The sequence below is a fragment of the Marinobacter sp. ES-1 genome (genome assembly GCF_000475255.1).
GTDB classification, from domain to species: domain Bacteria; phylum Pseudomonadota; class Gammaproteobacteria; order Pseudomonadales; family Oleiphilaceae; genus Marinobacter; species Marinobacter vinifirmus.
The window spans coordinates 360125-375517 of record NZ_AXBV01000032.1 but is presented as its reverse complement, the minus strand read 5'-3'; the positions used below and the strand labels follow the sequence as shown (position 1 = coordinate 375517).

Sequence of the window (15393 nt, the reverse complement as noted above, 5' to 3'; positions counted from 1 at the left end):
CCGGAGTGGGGCAGGGTTGGGTTCGCCTTTCCAAAAACCGCTCCTTACGGCGCATCCCTGTGGCGCTTCTGCTCCGCCATCCATGGCTCCGCAAATTTTTGGAAAGGCCCTCCCAAGCGCTTCGTCAATCTCCGTGCGTGTAGGAAGAACAAAGATGACTCAAAAGAACCTTCGAATTGCCTTTCTCGGTATTGGCCTGATGGGCGCGCCGATGACCCGTAACCTGCTGGATGCAGGCTTTCCGATGACCCTGTGGAACCGGACAGCCAGCAAGTGTGAGCCATTCCGGGAGGAGGCTACGATTGCGGCGACGCCGGCCGAGGCGGTGGTGGGCGCGGATGTGGTGATCACCATGCTGGAGAACGGGCAGGTGGTTGAGGATGTGCTGGTGCATCAGGGCGCGATCGGGGCGTTGAAGGCGGGGGCGCTGGTGGTTGATATGAGTTCGGTGCAGCCGTCGCTGGCCCGTGAGTTGGCGGGGCTGGTTGGCGAGCGTGGGGCCGGGTTTGTGGATGCGCCGGTTTCCGGGGGTACGGTGGGGGCTGCGGAGGCTCGGTTGAGTATTATGGCCGGGGGGGCGGAGGCGGATGTTGAGCGGGCGTTGCCGGTGTTCGGGGCGTTGGGCAAGTGTACTCGGATCGGGCCGGTGGGGGCCGGGCAGTTGGCGAAGCTGGCGAATCAGGCGATTGTGGGGATTACCATTGGTGCGGTGTCTGAAGCTTTGTTGCTGGCGGCTAAGGGTGGCGCGGATCCTGCGGCGGTGCGGGAGGCGTTGCTGGGTGGCTTTGCCGGTAGCCGGATTCTGGAGTTGCACGGGCAACGGATGATTGACCGGGACTTTGCCCCCGGGGCGCCGGCGCGGATTCAGTTGAAGGATATGCGGATGATTCTGGATGAGGCGCGGGCCGAGGGGCTGACGCTGCCGCTGGCGCAGCAGACTCATAACGAATATTTGTCGCTGGTGGCCAATGGCCACAGCGATGTGGACCACAGCGGTTTGTTGCTGGAGCTGGAGCATATGAACGGGGCCTTGCTGGGCTCGCTGGGCCGTGGGCCAAAGGGCTGAGGAGACGCTGATGCCACGTTTTGCCGCGAATTTGTCCATGTTGTTTACCGAGGTGCCGTTTCTCGAGCGTTTCGAGCGTGCTGCAGCTTCGGGTTTCAGGGCGGTGGAGTACCTGTTTCCCTACGAGTGGCCGGCAGAGGAGCTGGCGCAGAGGTTGCAGGCGAACGGGCTGACCCAGGTACTGTTCAACCTGCCACCGGGGGACTGGCATTCGGGAGAGCGGGGAATTGCCTGTTTGCCGGATCGCGTTGAGGAATTCCGGGCCGGGGTCGAGCAGGGCATTGCCTATGCCAGGGTGCTGGGTAATACCCGGCTCAATTGCCTGGCCGGGCTCAAGCCGGCGGAGCTTTCAGAGCAGGAGGCCTGGAGCACGCTGGTTGCAAATGTTCAGTACGCGGCGGACCGCTTTGCCGAGGCGGGGCTGACACTGTGCCTGGAGGCGATCAATTCCCGGGTGGATATGCCCGGCTTCCTGCTGGATACCACCGGCAAGGTGATGGAGCTGATTGAAGCGGTGGATGCCGATAACGTGCGCCTGCAATACGACATCTACCACATGCAGGTCATGGAGGGAGATCTGGTTCGCTCCATGGAGTGCCTGCTGCCCTGGATTGCCCATATTCAGTTTGCCGATAATCCGGGACGGAACGAGCCCGGTACCGGCGAGATTAACTTTTCGAATGTTTTCGCTGCCCTCGACAGGATGGGCTACGCTGGCTGGGTCAGTGCCGAGTATCGGCCTTCTGCTGTAACCGAGGCGTCTCTGGGCTGGTTCCGGCCCGGTTGTTGACCGTCGTCATAGGCGACACCCTCTTACAAGATCGTAACTGGCCGGGTTCCGGTGTTATTCGTAACCTTGTAAGCAACCAAATCCGCTATCAGGAGGAGTCACCGGTGAAAGCGCTGGTAATCGAAGACGATCAGGATGTAGCAAGTTACCTGGTGAAGGGGCTGAAAGAGTCTGACTTCGTGGTGGATCATGCGGCCGACGGCAAGGAAGGCATGATGATGGCGGCCAGTGAAGAATACGACATCATGATTGTCGACCGCATGCTGCCGGGCATGGATGGGCTATCCATCATCAAAACCGTGCGGGCCACCGGCAACCAGACCCCTGTGCTGATTCTCAGTGCCCTGGGTGATGTGGATGACCGGGTGGAAGGCCTGCGTGGCGGGGGCGATGATTACCTCACCAAGCCGTTCTCGTTCACCGAACTGCTGGCCCGGATCGAGTCGCTGATCCGCCGTAACCGGCAGGCGGCTGAAACCGAAACTGTACTGAAGGTAGCAGACCTGGAAATGGACCTGCTGGCCCGAACCGTGAAGCGCGCCGGCCATAATATCGATGTCCAGCCCCGGGAATTCCGCTTGCTGGAATATCTGATGCGCAACGCGGGCCAGGTGGTTACCCGGACCATGTTGCTGGAAAAAGTCTGGGACTATCACTTTGACCCCCAGACCAACGTAATCGACGTGCACATCAGCCGTCTGCGCGCCAAGATCGACAAGGAATTTGATACACCCTTGCTGCAGACAGTTCGGGGTGCAGGATACATGCTGCGTGAAACTGCTTAGTCAGCTCAGAACGTCATCGTTCCAACTGGCACTGCTTTATATGGTGGTGTTTGCCACCTCTGTATTCCTGCTCCTGGCATTCATCTACTGGCGCACCGCCGGCTTTATGACTGCCCAGACCGACGAGACCATCGAGGCGGAAATCGCCGGTCTGGCGGAACAGTATCGCGGGCGTGGCGTGAACGGGCTGATTACCATCATCCGTGAGCGTGTCGCCCGGGATCCGAACGCCAAGTCCATCTACCTGCTGACCACCGATGACTTCCTGAAACTGGCCGGAAATATTGAAACCTGGCCGGAAGGCAGTCGTTCTTCCGACAGTGGCTGGATCAATTTTACCCTGAACCCGACCGTGGGCTGGCAGGGGCCGGAACGCCTGGCCCGGGCCCGTATCTTTGATGTCCAGGGGGGCCTGCGCCTGCTGGTCGGCCGGGATGTGGATGAGCTGACCAGCCTGAAGCGGGTGATCGAGACCGCCATCAACTGGGGCATGGGCATCACCCTGGCCCTGGCCCTGCTGGGTGGTTTTCTGATGAGCCGAAGTACCACGCGGCGCATCGAAGTAATCAACAACACCTCGCGACGGATCATGAACGGGCACCTGTCGTTGCGGATACCCACCCGGGGTACCGAAGACGACTTTGACCAGCTGGCCGAAAACCTGAACCAGATGCTCGACCGGATTGTGTACCTGATGGAAGGTATCCGGCATGTATCGGACAGCATCGCCCACGACCTTCGCACCCCGCTGACCCGCCTGCGTAACCAGCTGGAAAACACCCTGATTGCCGTCGATAATGACGAGGCCCGCGAACAGGTAGGCCGGGCGGTTGCGGAAGCCGATCAACTGCTGGCGACTTTCAACGCCCTGCTGCGGATTGCCCGGCTGGAAACCCGGGGTAATTCCGCCGATATGAAGGTGGTGTCGCTGGATGAGCTGGTCAGTGATGCCTGCGAGCTTTACGAAGCCCTGGCGGAAGACAAGGAGCAGACCTTTACCCAGGAGATGGCCTCCGGGGTGATGATTGAAGGTGATCGCGACCTGTTGTTCCAGATGGTCAGCAACCTGATTGATAACGCCATCAAGTACACTCCCGAGCATGGCGGCATCGTGGTGGCGGTCCGCCGGGAAGGTGCTGCAGCGGTGTTTGAAGTGCGGGATTCCGGTATCGGCATTCCGGACGACGAGAAAGACCAGGTGTTCCAGCGTTTTTACCGGGTCGGCAAGAGCCGGTCATTGCCGGGTAATGGTTTGGGGCTGAGCCTGGTCAGTGCGGTGGCCGAGATTCACCAGGGCCAGATCCTGCTCAGCGACACCCATCCGGGCGAGGAGCCGCCGGGGCTTACGGTCAGTGTGCGCATGCCGGCCTTCACCGGCGTCCGAAAGCGGATCAAGGCCACCACGGTGGAGCCTGCAGCGGATTCCGCTGATGAACGAACGTCAACGGCGGAACCCGGCAAGGCCTGACTGCTTACTGGCTGGCGCGGAACCGGTTTACCCGGTTGAGTACCGGTCCGATGACGATGTCGGCCCGGCTTTCGACGGCCTGTGCCAGCTGGTCAAACTGGGCGCGACGACGGTCAACCCTGGCCTGCAGGCTGTCCCATTCCCCTTCCAGGTGCTTCTGCTCTGCCATCACAAAGGCGGCAATATTGTGCCGGTTGAGTTTGCTGGTAATGCCCATGTCGTCCAGGCGGAAGCCCAGGGTATCAATGCCTTCCAGTGCCAGGTTCAGCAGTTTCTTGGTGTTCATCGGTGTGTCTCCGTTAACAGGGAAATCGGGTCAATTACCTGCAAACTAATGGCGGGCGCTAGAGTGTTCAACCTAATTTCCGACCGGAGCCAAGGGCGGGATGTCTTGCCAAAAGGTAATTCCGTGGCCACAGGCAGGTAATGAGAGGTGAGGATAATGGGTACTGTAGATGCGGAGGCGGGTGACCCGTTGCCTGCCTCCCCCTCCAGCACAGCGCTAGCCTTAACCCCGTTACCCGCGGGGTTTTTTTATGGCTGCTGGTAACAGATTCGATCGATTTCCCACAGCTTGGTCGACTCCGGGGTTCTCACCCTGATTTCGTCGCCTTCGCTTTTGCCGAGGCAGGCTTTGACCACCGGCGCATGCACCGAGACGTAGTTGTTTTTGCCGTAGATCTCGTCCGGCCCGACAATCCGGAAGGTGAGTTCGTTGTCGTCTTCGTCCACCAGGGTTACCCAGGCGCCAAAGAAGGCCTTGCCTTCCTGCACCGGGCTGTACTCCACCACCCGCAGTTTCGACAGCCGGTTTCTCAGGAATCGCACCCGCCGGTCGATTTCGCGCAATCGCTTCTTGTTGTACTGGTAATCCGCGTTCTCTGAACGATCGCCCAGGCTGGCCGCCCACTGTACCTTCCTGGTCACTTCCGGGCGTTCCTTGCGCCACAGCTCGTCCAGTTCCTGCTGCAATTCGGCATAGCCTTCCGGGGTAATAACGTTGGTATCCATAAGGCCTTCAAAGGTCAGGTGAAAGAGTTTGCCCATTCATATCGCCGGGGCGGATCCGGGTCAACTGCTGAATGGCCTGCAGGGACACGTGAAGGTGGTCACACTTTGACCAGTCTTGCCGGAAAACTCCCGGGGTTGGCGATAAACTGAACAGACTAAGTGTGCGCAGGGCGTTATTAGTGATGTGCCGCACCGGATAGCCAGGATTCAGGAAGATACCATGAGCAGCAACAGACAGAGCACAGAGCAACCGTGGCTAAGGCCGCCCCTTATGGCGGGTATGGTGCTGGCTATTACGGTGCTGGTGCCGGCTGTGGTGCAGGCGCAGAGTGCGGAGTCTGCTTTCGAACCTGAGCAGCGTTCAACCATTGAAACCATCCCGTTCCGGGCCATTGAAGAGGAAGCCCTGGCGAACACGGTGATCGAGGGTGGCCTGGAGGCGCCGGCAGCCGGTGTGCCGGTGCAGGCAGGAAAAGATGATGACTTCTACCTGGACCCGCTGGCGTTTCAGCCCAGGGACGACCGGACTGACCTGGGCCGCTCGGAAATTCCCGTGGATATCCGTTTCAGCAACCCGAAGGTGATTCCCGGCCAGACCCACAGCAACAACTATGTGATCCGGCCACCGGAGAACCGCACCTACGATACCTTCAACCTCAACATGACCGAGCGCCGGTAGCCTTCAGGCCGCTGATTCCAGCGCCACCGGCTTGCCCAGCACATCCCGGTAGAAAAAGGTCAGTGCCTGGGTAGCCTGGTTCAGGCGGGCCCGGGACAGCTGCATCTTGTCACTCAGATACGCCAGAAACTGCCTTTGCTCTTCTTCGGCAAGGTTGTCGGGGTCGGTCAGATCGTGGAACAGCACAAAGCGGCTGATCCAGTGTAGGTAGGTTTGTTCGGCACGTTGATTGAGCTGGTGTTTGCGAATGGCCGCCTGAACTTCGTCGACCATGCCGGGCCGTGACTGCTCCAGCGCCTGGGTAATATTCATGTTACGCACTCTTCCGGAAAGCTTGTTGTTGTTATGGTGCGCGCATCATATGACAAACGTTTGAATGGTGCAAAAAAGACCTGCAGCCACCGGGCAAGGGGCTGTCTGCCCGGAGCAGGGGGCTCCGGGCCCAGGGCTCGCCTCGGTTACTTCAGGGCTTCCAGCTTGTCGATATACTTCTGCATGGCTTCGTCGCTGGAGGTGCCTTTGACCTTTTCCCAGGCGTCGTACTTGGCGCGGCCGACAAAGTCCATCATGCCCGGGCGCTTGCCGGAAACATCGCCTTCGGTGGCTTGCTTGTACAGGGCGTAGAACTCCAGCTTCAGTTCGTTGGAGGGTTTGAAGTCGCCTTCGGCGGACTGGATGTAGTTTACCGCGTCATCGAATTTCGCTTTCAGGTCACTCATGGTCTGGCTCCTTGGTTTTAATGGTTTTTTCCTCTGAGGATGGGCCGAGTATAGCCCTGGTGTGAATCGCCGTCATTGACTGAAAGCGCGTTATGGCGGGCGGCAGGGCAATCTGGCAAAAGTTTGCCCGACTGCACATTTCAGGTCATTTCTCGCCAGCGCCTGCTTGAGAACAGCGGATCATCTGTGTACAGTTTGCGCCGTTGCCTGCCAGGATGGCCGGCTTCAGGGATTGAACGACACTGCAAATGAATTGCACAGGGAGCACGCCATGTCTGCCAAAGACGGTTCTGTCGCGCCTAAAGAGCGCATCAATATCAAGTATGTCCCCGCCACCGGCGACCAGCAGGCTGAAACCGAGCTGCCGCTGAAAATGTTCGTGGTTGGCGATTTCAAGGGCCATGCTGAAGAAACCCCCATCGAAGACCGCAAGGCCATTTCCGTTGACAAGAACAACTTCCGTTCGGTCATGAAGGAAGCGGGCCTGACCCTCTCCACCACCGTTTCCAACAAGCTCGAAGACAATGCCGACGACCTGCCGGTGAACCTGGACTTCCAGGGCCTGGACGACTTTTCTCCGGACAGCATCGCCCGCCAGGTGCCCGAGCTGAAAAAGCTGATCGAACTGCGCGAAGCCCTGGTTGCCCTCAAGGGCCCACTGGGTAACGTACCGGCCTTCCGCAGCAAGCTGCAGGAACTGCTGGACAACGACGGCGCCCGGGAAAAACTGCTGGCGGAGCTTGAGCTGGCCACCGACGGCGGCGAATAAGCGCGCCACCGGACCCCGGTAACCAACACCGATTATCAATCACGTACTGAAGGGATGTGGTATGTCTGATACTGCTGTGCAGCAATCTGCTGCCTCCGAATCCGTAGCACAAGGGTCCTTGCTGGACCAAGTTATGGCCAACAGCCGCATGGCGCCGGCCGACGAAGGTTACGATGTTGCCCGCAAAGGGGTGGCCACGTTTATCGCCAACCTGCTGAAGAGCGACGAAAAAGGCCAGCCGGTCAACAAGGCCCTGGTGGACCAGATGGTGGTGGAGCTGGATCGCAAGATCAGCGCCCAGATGGATGAAATCCTGCACGCACCCAAGCTGCAGGAACTGGAATCGTCCTGGCGCGGCCTGAAGCTGATGGTCGACCGCACCGAATTCCGCGAGAACATCAAGGTCGACATCCTGCACGCCACCAAGCAGGAACTGCTGGAAGACTTTGAATTCGCACCGGACGTTACCCAGACCGGCTTCTACAAACACATCTATGCGGCCGAATACGGCCAGTTCGGTGGCGAGCCGGTGGGTGCCATTGTTGGCAACTACGCCTTCAGCCCGTCTACTCCCGATATGAAGCTGCTGCAGTGCGTGTCGTCCGTGGGCGCCATGTCCCACGCGCCCTTCCTGTCCTCGGTGGCGCCGTCGTTCTTTGGTGTCGACAGCTACCAGGAGCTGCCGGCGATCAAGGAACTGAGCGCCGTTTTCGAAGGCCCGAAATACGCCAAGTGGCGCTCCCTGCGGGAATCCGAAGACGCCCGTTACCTGGGCCTGACCGCGCCGCGCTTCCTGCTGCGGGTGCCCTATGACCCCACCGAAAACCCGGTACGCAGCTTCAACTACAAGGAAGAAGTGTCCGGCGACCACGAGCACTACCTGTGGGGCAACACGGCCTACCTGCTGGCGACCCGCCTGACCGAAAGCTTCGCCAAGTACCGCTGGTGCCCGAACATCATCGGCCCGCAAAGCGGTGGTGCGGTGGAAGACCTGCCGGTGCACACCTTCGAATCCTTCGGCCAGCTGGAAGCCAAGATCCCGACCGAAGTGCTGATCACCGACCGCCGTGAATACGAACTGGCGGAAGAAGGCTTCATCGCCCTGACCATGCGCAAAGGCAGCGACAACGCGGCGTTCTTCTCCGCCAACTCGGTACAGAAGCCCAAGCAGTTCCCGAACACCAAGGAAGGCAAGGAAGCGGAAACCAACTACAAGTTGGGCACGCAGCTGCCGTACATGATGATCGTGAACCGCCTGGCCCACTACATCAAGGTACTGCAGCGCGAGCGGATCGGTTCCTGGAAGGAGCGCCAGGACCTGGAGCGGGAACTGAACACCTGGATTCGCCAGTACGTGGCCGACCAGGAAAACCCGCCGGCAGATGTTCGCAGCCGCCGTCCGCTGCGCGCCGCCCACGTGGAAGTCTCCGATGTGGAAGGCGATCCGGGCTGGTACCAGGTCTCCCTGGCCGTGCGCCCGCACTTCAAGTACATGGGTGCCAACTTCGAACTCTCGCTGGTTGGCCGCCTGGACAAGGATTAATCCGTGTTCGGCGACACCGGCACTGACGGCGTTCGCAATACCGGCAGCCTGTTTGAACGGCTCGAACAGGCTGCTGCCCCCCCGGGGCAGGGAATGGGTGAGGTGACCCATGTGGTGGAATCCATAAAGCGCCACCTGGTGCGCCTGCTGAACGCCCATCCGGGCAACAGCGCCAGCGTACCGGATCTCGGGTTGCTGGATTTCAACGATGCCACCTTGGGTACGCTGGATCTGAGTATCCAGATTCGGGGGGCGATTCGTCAGTGTATCGAGAAGTTTGAGCCGAGGGTCAAGCGGGTGGATGTGGTGGCCTTGCCGCCGGGGCCGGACCCGCTGCAGTTGAAGTTTCAGGTGACGGTTTACCTGCAGGTTGCCGGGAGTGACGACCGGACCACCATTGACCTGGTTTTGGATGACAAGCGGTATTACCGGGTGGTTTAGGCTTGGTTGCATTGGCCCGTGGGGGCTGGAGGGGGTGGGGGACCATTTTCTTCTGGGAAAAAACAACTCGCTTTGCTCAGACATCTTTTTTCCCGCCAGAAAATGGTCCCCCACCCTCTCCGTCAAACCTGGATGAATGCCGTCTGGATGTTTTTTGAAGGCACGGATGAGAGCGAGGGTGTGGTTGGTCTTTCCAAAAGTGTGCGGAGCCATGGATGGCGGAGCTCAAGCGCCCCACGGACGGGCTCGAAGCGTCTTTTGGAAAGACCAACCACACCCTTGCTCGGAGCCAGATAAGGTGCAGTAAGAATGAAGTTGAACAGGTTCTACAGGGATGAGTTGAGCTTTCTGCGGTTGCAAGGCAGGGAATTTGCCGAGGCGCATCCGCAGCTTACCCGCTTTTTGTCCGAACAAAGCACCGACCCGGATGTGGAGCGGCTGCTGGAAGGCTTTGCCTTTCTGACAGGCAAATTACGGGAGAAGGTTGAGGACGAGTTTCCGGAGCTGACCCATTCGCTGCTGAACATGCTCTGGCCGAATTATCTGCGGCCGGTGCCCAGCTGCACCATTATGCGCTTTGACCCGCAGTTGCATGCCATCAGCGAGCGGCAGACGGTGGAGCGTTATACCGAAATCAAGAGCCGTCCCCTGGGCGAGGCCAGTCGTCAGACCCAGTGCCGGTTCCGGACTTGCCGGGCTGTGGATATCTTTCCGGTCAGTGTGGCGGAGGCCTATGCCGAGCATTCCCGGGAAGTGTCTTCCGTTACCGTCGACCTGGCCCTGCATACGGACCAGCCGTTGAATGCTCTGGGGCTGGACAGTCTGCGGTTCTATCTGGGCGGCGATAACCACACCGCTGAGACCCTGTACCTGTGGCTGAACCATTACCTCAGCCGTATGGAGTTGGTGGTGGGCGACAACGTCTACAACCTGCCGTCGTCGTTGTTGCAGCCGGTGGGTTTTGCCGCCGATGAGGCGATTTTGCCGTATCCGAAGAATGCCTATGCCGGGTACCGCATCATTCAGGAGTATCTGAGCTTTCCCGAGGCCTTCCGGTTTGTTGATATCGGCGGGCTGAAGTCCCGGTTGCCGGCGGTGCAGGCGGATGAGATCAGTCTGCGCTTTCATTTCAGCCGGATTCTGCCGCCGGATACCCGGGTTACCCGGGACTCCCTGCAGCTGTACTGCACGCCGGCGGTGAATCTGTTCAGCCACGAAGGGGAGCCGGTGGATCTGAACGGCCGGCAGACCGAGTACCGCATTTCCCCGTCCAGCCGCTGCCCGGAGCATTTTGAAGTGTTCAGTATCGAGCAGGTGGAAGGCTGGCTGGAAGGGCGTTCGGGGCGGGGTGAGCCGCGTTTGTATACCGCGTTCGAGAGTTTCCAGCACGAGGTGGAGCGGGATCGGGGCCGTACGGCACTGTATTACCGGGTGCGTACCCGGGAGAGCGTTCGGGGCGATGGCTTTGATCACTACATTTCGTTTGTCCGGGGTGACGAGTCGGAATGTATGAACCGGCAGGAAGCGGTGTCGCTGACGCTGACCTGCACCAACCGGCAGCTGCCCCAGCAACTGGCGGTGGGGGAGATCTGCATGGCCACCGAGACCACGCCGGCGTTTGCCTCGTTCAGCAACATTACCCGGCCCACGGCCACGCTGCGGCCGACGCTGGATGGCAGCCTGTTGTGGACGCTGATTTCCAATCTGTCCCTGAACTACCTGTCGATGCTGGATGTGGATGCCCTGCGCACGGTGCTGCGGGTGTACGACTTCCGTGCCCTGGTCGACCGGCAGGCGGAACGGGTTTCCCAGAAGCGGTTGGCGGGTATCAGCGAGATTGCCACCCAGCCGGTGGACCGAATGGTGCGCGGCTTGCCGGTGCGGGGGATCCGTTCGGTGCTGAAGCTGGATCAGCAGAATTTCGGCAGCGAGGGCGATCTGTACCTGTTCGGAACGGTACTGAGTCAGTTTTTTGCGCTTTACGCGAGCATTAATGCCTTTCACCAGCTGGAAGTGGTGAATACAGACAACCAGGAACGGTACACATGGACGTTACAGCAAGGTCAGCAGCCGCTGATGTAGCCGGGCTGGAACCTGTCCTCGGCAACGCGCGGCGGTACAGTTTTTTTCAGTTGGTGGACCTGATTCACCGGCACCACGGCGACGACCTGGAAAACTCCGGCAACGGCGAGCCCCGGCAGGAGCGTATCCGGTTTTCGGCCTCGGCCGGTCTGGGCTTTCCGGGCAGTGATGTGATTTCGGCCCTGTCGCCGGAACATGAACACGCGCCTTACCAGATGGAAGTGAGCTTCCTCGGCCTGCACGGCTCCCAGTCGCCACTGCCCGGTTACTACCTGGAAGACCTGGCCTGGGAAGCGGGCCAGGATTTGGGGGTGCGCCGGCACTTCCTGGACTTTTTCAATCACCGGCTGGTCACGCTGTTTCACCGGGCCTGGCGCAAGTACCGGTATTACGTGCGGTTTCAGCCGGGCGCCAGCGATGGCTTTTCCGAACTGGTGTTTGCCCTGGTGGGGCTGGGCGACAGCCGCCTGCGGGATGCGACACCGGTCAACTGGTCCAAGATGCTGGCCTACGCGGGCCAGATGGCGGGCCGCAGCCGGTCGCCGGAAGTGGTCAGCGGCATTGTCGCGCACTGTTTCGACCTGGAAGACGTCAGCATCGAACAGTGGGTGTTGCGTAAGGTGGCCATCGGGCCAGACCAGCAAACCCGGCTGGGCCAGGCCAATGCCAGCCTGGGCCAGGACACCCTGGTGGGCTCCGGCATCCGGGATCGCAGCGGCAAGTTTATCCTGCGCCTGCGCAACCTGAGCCGGCGCCGTTTTGCGGATTTCCTGCCCAACGGCCGGGACCATGAGCGGCTGGTGAAGCTGGTGGAATTCACCACCCGGGAGCAGCTGGCCTACGACCTGGAACTGCAGATGCGGCCCAGGGATATCCGGCCCATGCAGCTGGGTGAGGATGTGCGCCTCGGCTGGAATTCATTTGTAACACCGGAGCGGGCCCGTGAACGCCCGGCGGTGCGCATCCAGATACGACGATAAGGCAAGGAGCCAGACAGGTGTCAAACCGGACAGCAGCATTAACCCTGGTGATCATCAACCCGACCGAAACCGGCGGTGGTGCCAGCATTGAACACAAATTCAGTACCGGTGGCGGCTCTATCGGTACAGCCGCCAACGATACCTGGCGGTTGTCGCCCCATCGCACCGGCGCTGTAGCCGGCCATGCCGAGGTTCGTTACCTGGATGGCGGCTTCTGCCTGATCGACCGCAGCGGCCGAACCTACATCAACAGCAGTAGCCAGCCTGTTGGCCGGGGCCGCAGGGCGCGGCTGAATCATGGTGACACACTCACCATTGGCCGGTACCGGATGCGGGTAGAGCTCAATGGCGAGGCGGCCTTTAACAACGGGATGGAAGAAGACGCCGGCCAGCACAGGCAACTGGTGGATGTGGCCGAAGGCTCGTTGTTGCGGTCGGAATCCGGCCAGGCACTGCCGGATGGCCGCGAGCCTCTTGAGGGACTGCACACCCCGGCGGGGGAACCGATCAGCGAAGACCCGCTGGCTCCCTGGCCAGAGACACAGGAGCGACAGGGCATGTCAGAGTCCAAGGAACAGAGTCGGGAAGCCAAAGACACCAGCCGGCAACACATCAGCGGTGCCCCCCTGATGCGCGGTATGGAAGCCGAGATTGACTTTGCCGACAGCGATGAAATGCGCCTGTTTCTGGAAGAGGCCGGCCAGACCCTGAAAGCCACGGTCGAAGGCCTGCTGGCTTTGCATCAGGGCGAGGATTCCCGCCACCGGGCCCTGCGCACCCGCCTGCAGCCGATTGAGGACAATCCGCTGCGCCTGGGTGATGACTATGCGGGCACCATGCAGACCCTGTTTGCGGCCGAGCGCAGCCCGGTGCACCTGTCTGCCCCGGCCGCTGTTCGCGAAAGCCTGGAGAGCCTGAACCATCACCAGCAGGCTACCCGGGAAGCCATTCGGGAAGCGCTGGAAGCGATCCTTTACGCCTTCTCACCGGAGGCCCTGTTGCGCCGGTTCCACGGTTACCGCCGTGGCCTGCAAGACAACGAAGACGAAGGCCGCTGGGCCTGGAACATGTACCAACACTATTACCGGGAACTCAGATCCAGTCGTCAGCAGGGTTTCGAGCGCCTCTTCCAGGAGGTGTTCGACCAGGCTTATGACCAGCATCTGCGCCAACTACAGAGGGAGAATGTTTGATGAAGTACTGCAAATGGAGCTTGCTGGCGGTTGTTATGTTGATGGTGGGGTGCAGCACCCCGTACAACGCGGTGACCAAGACCGCCAAGGTGCTATGGGATCCCGACATTCCCGTGGGCTATCCGGAAGACCTGCCCAGCCGCGTGGACCTGACCATGCTGGCGGAACCGAATGTAAACCCGAACGAATCCCTGGCGCCCACGCCCATCGCGTTCCAGATCATCGAGTTGCGGGACAGCTCGCTGCTGATGGCCGGTGATTTCGACCAGCTGCTGACCGACCTGGAAGATTCCCTGGGCCGCAATTATGTGGACCACAGCGATTACACCCTGGTGCCGGGCCAGTTCAAGTTTGTGGAGCCGTTCGAAATCAGCAAGGACACCCGTTTTATCGCTGTGATTGCTTTCTATGCCTACCCCAACCTGTCCCAGTGGAAAAAGGTGGTCAGGGTGGACCCCATTGGCGGCCGCTACCACCTGCTGGTCAATCTGCGCGAGCGGGAAGTGAAACTGACACGTTCGGATGAAAGCTGATGGCAGTCACCAACCGAGTGGTCTGGAGTGACGGGCTGTTTATCAAGCCCCAGCATTTCCAGCAGCAACAAAGATACCTGGAGCACCAGATTAACGAGCGGGCGCTGGCGGTGTCTGACTACCTGTATGGCTTCAGTGATCTGGAACTGAACGCCGAGTACCTGAGCTTTGGCCGGGTCGGGCTGGTGCGGGCCTGCGGGCTGTTTCCAGACGGCACCCGGTTCAACCTGCCCCAGGACGACGTAATGCCGGAGCCCCTGGAAATCACCGATGCCTCGGTGGCCAACCAGGTGGTGTTCCTGGCACTGCCCCTGGGCAGCGATACCCTGGCAGAAGTGGAATGGCCGGATGCCCCGGTCGCCGGCCGGTTCCGGGCACAAACTGTAGAGATCCGCGACCTGCATTCGGTGGATGGCGATGCCCACAGCATCGATGTGGGCCGGGTGGCACCGCGGTTGATGCTGGAGCGGGAAGACCGCAGCGCCTACGCCAGCCTTGCCGTTGGCCGGATCCTGGAAAAGCGCCCGGATGGCAGCCTGGTGATGGACCCGAACTTCCTGCCCACCATGCTCAGTGTGCGTTCCGCGCCCCGGCTTCAGCGGTTTGTCGGAGAGATGGCCGGGCTGATGCAGGAGCGGGCCCGCAACATCGCCGAGCGCGTGGGTGCGCCGGGGCAGGGTGGTGTGGCCGATGTGTCGGACTTCATGCTGTTGCAGATGCTGAACCGTGCCCACCCCCGGTTTATGCACCTGGCACGGCTGCGCCAATTGCATCCGGAGCGGCTGTATGAGGTGTTGCTGGAACTCTGCGGCGAGCTGGTGACCTTCACCGACGAAAGCCGGTTGCCAAGGGAGTTCACCCCTTACGACCACGACCTGCCAGTGGCGTGTTTCAGCCCGCTGATGCAGATTCTGCGGCAGGCCCTGAGTACCGTTCTGGAGCCGCGGGCCTTGTCGATCGCCCTGCAGCAGCGCCAGTACGGCCTGACAGTGGCCCCGGTCCAGGATGGCCAGCTGATCAGGGACGCCGAGTTCATCCTGGCGGTGAAGGCCGACATGCCGCTGGACGACCTGCGCAAACAGTTTGTGCAGCAGTGCAAGGTGGCCTCGGTGGAGAAAATCCGCGATCTCATCAGCCTGCAGCTGCCCGGCATTCCGCTGTCCGCCTTGCCGGTGGCGCCGCACCAGTTGCCGTATCACGCCGGCTTTGTGTACTTCCGGCTGGACGACCAGAGCCAGGCCTGGCAGATGCTCGATAACGCCAGCGGCTTCGCCTTCCACGTGGCCGGCAGTTACCCGGGGCTGGAAATGCAATTCTGGGCAATCAGGAGCTAG

17 protein-coding genes are annotated in these 15393 nt (G+C 60.6%); 13 read left to right on the top strand and 4 right to left on the bottom strand.

The genetic code is table 11. From position 1 onward, the window contains the following. Positions 1-154 precede the first annotated feature (154 nt). The 4 genes from Q668_RS05445 to Q668_RS05430 all read left to right on the top strand — a co-directional run bounded on the left by Q668_RS05445 (position 155) and on the right by Q668_RS05430 (position 4109). On the top strand, positions 155-1066 hold the full coding sequence (locus tag Q668_RS05445; protein ID WP_022988603.1) for an NAD(P)-dependent oxidoreductase: 912 nt from the start codon (positions 155-157) through the stop codon (positions 1064-1066). Positions 1067-1076: 10 nt separating this feature from the next. After that, positions 1077-1856, top strand: coding sequence for a hydroxypyruvate isomerase (gene hyi / locus Q668_RS05440; protein ID WP_022988602.1), 780 nt, complete (start codon positions 1077-1079; stop codon positions 1854-1856). Between the two features lie 104 nt (positions 1857-1960). Next, positions 1961-2641: a response regulator transcription factor gene (locus Q668_RS05435; protein ID WP_022988601.1), complete on the top strand. Its 681-nt coding sequence runs from the start codon at positions 1961-1963 to the stop codon at positions 2639-2641. Further along, positions 2628-4109, top strand: coding sequence for a sensor histidine kinase (locus tag Q668_RS05430; RefSeq protein WP_036219200.1), 1482 nt, complete (start codon positions 2628-2630; stop codon positions 4107-4109). The genes Q668_RS05435 and Q668_RS05430 overlap by 14 nt, the downstream gene beginning before the upstream one ends. A gap of 4 nt (positions 4110-4113) precedes the next feature. Here Q668_RS05430 and Q668_RS05425 read toward each other — a convergent pair whose 3' ends face one another. Both Q668_RS05425 and greB read right to left on the bottom strand, forming a co-directional pair. Then, the gene (locus tag Q668_RS05425; RefSeq protein WP_022988599.1) at positions 4114-4395 is read right to left on the bottom strand and encodes a hypothetical protein; all 282 of its coding nucleotides are present in this window, start codon (positions 4393-4395) and stop codon (positions 4114-4116) included. Positions 4396-4643: 248 nt separating this feature from the next. Continuing rightward, positions 4644-5120 carry a transcription elongation factor GreB gene (gene greB, locus Q668_RS05420; RefSeq protein ID WP_036219280.1) on the bottom strand — a complete coding sequence of 159 codons (477 nt, stop codon included), beginning with the start codon at positions 5118-5120 and terminating at the stop codon, positions 4644-4646. A gap of 220 nt (positions 5121-5340) precedes the next feature. On the opposite strand from greB, the gene Q668_RS05415 reads away from it, so the two are divergent. Beyond that, complete coding sequence (locus tag Q668_RS05415) at positions 5341-5799, top strand: hypothetical protein (protein WP_227498286.1); 459 nt, start codon at positions 5341-5343, stop codon at positions 5797-5799. Between the two features lie 3 nt (positions 5800-5802). Here the strand turns inward: Q668_RS05415 and Q668_RS05410 are convergent, their stop codons facing one another. Both Q668_RS05410 and Q668_RS05405 read right to left on the bottom strand, forming a co-directional pair. Next, the gene (locus Q668_RS05410) at positions 5803-6111 is read right to left on the bottom strand and encodes a site-specific integrase (protein ID WP_022988596.1); all 309 of its coding nucleotides are present in this window, start codon (positions 6109-6111) and stop codon (positions 5803-5805) included. A 146-nt stretch (positions 6112-6257) separates the two neighbouring features. Beyond that, positions 6258-6518, bottom strand: a complete 261-nt coding sequence (locus Q668_RS05405) for an acyl-CoA-binding protein (RefSeq protein ID WP_022988595.1) — start codon at positions 6516-6518, stop codon at positions 6258-6260. A gap of 271 nt (positions 6519-6789) precedes the next feature. Here Q668_RS05405 and tssB point away from each other — a divergent pair, with 271 nt between their 5' ends. From tssB to tssK, 8 genes are all read left to right on the top strand, one after another. Further along, a complete protein-coding gene (gene tssB / locus Q668_RS05400) occupies positions 6790-7287 on the top strand; it encodes a type VI secretion system contractile sheath small subunit (protein ID WP_022988594.1) in 498 nt (165 codons plus the stop codon). Positions 7288-7348: 61 nt separating this feature from the next. Then, a complete protein-coding gene (tssC, locus tag Q668_RS05395) occupies positions 7349-8830 on the top strand; it encodes a type VI secretion system contractile sheath large subunit (RefSeq protein WP_022988593.1) in 1482 nt (493 codons plus the stop codon). 3 nt (positions 8831-8833) lie between these two features. After that, on the top strand, positions 8834-9271 hold the full coding sequence (tssE, locus tag Q668_RS05390; protein ID WP_022988592.1) for a type VI secretion system baseplate subunit TssE: 438 nt from the start codon (positions 8834-8836) through the stop codon (positions 9269-9271). A gap of 309 nt (positions 9272-9580) precedes the next feature. Then, positions 9581-11353, top strand: a complete 1773-nt coding sequence (gene tssF, locus Q668_RS05385) for a type VI secretion system baseplate subunit TssF (protein ID WP_022988591.1) — start codon at positions 9581-9583, stop codon at positions 11351-11353. Beyond that, positions 11317-12333 (top strand): type VI secretion system baseplate subunit TssG, encoded by a 1017-nt coding sequence (tssG, locus tag Q668_RS05380; protein ID WP_022988590.1) that lies wholly within the window; start codon positions 11317-11319, stop codon positions 12331-12333. The genes tssF and tssG overlap by 37 nt, the downstream gene beginning before the upstream one ends. A 17-nt stretch (positions 12334-12350) precedes the next feature. Continuing rightward, positions 12351-13526 carry a type VI secretion system-associated FHA domain protein TagH gene (gene tagH, locus Q668_RS05375; protein WP_022988589.1) on the top strand — a complete coding sequence of 392 codons (1176 nt, stop codon included), beginning with the start codon at positions 12351-12353 and terminating at the stop codon, positions 13524-13526. Then, positions 13526-14059 (top strand): type VI secretion system lipoprotein TssJ, encoded by a 534-nt coding sequence (gene tssJ, locus Q668_RS05370; RefSeq protein ID WP_022988588.1) that lies wholly within the window; start codon positions 13526-13528, stop codon positions 14057-14059. Before tagH ends, tssJ begins: the two co-directional genes overlap by 1 nt. Further along, complete coding sequence (gene tssK, locus Q668_RS05365) at positions 14059-15393, top strand: type VI secretion system baseplate subunit TssK (RefSeq protein ID WP_022988587.1); 1335 nt, start codon at positions 14059-14061, stop codon at positions 15391-15393. The genes tssJ and tssK overlap by 1 nt, the downstream gene beginning before the upstream one ends.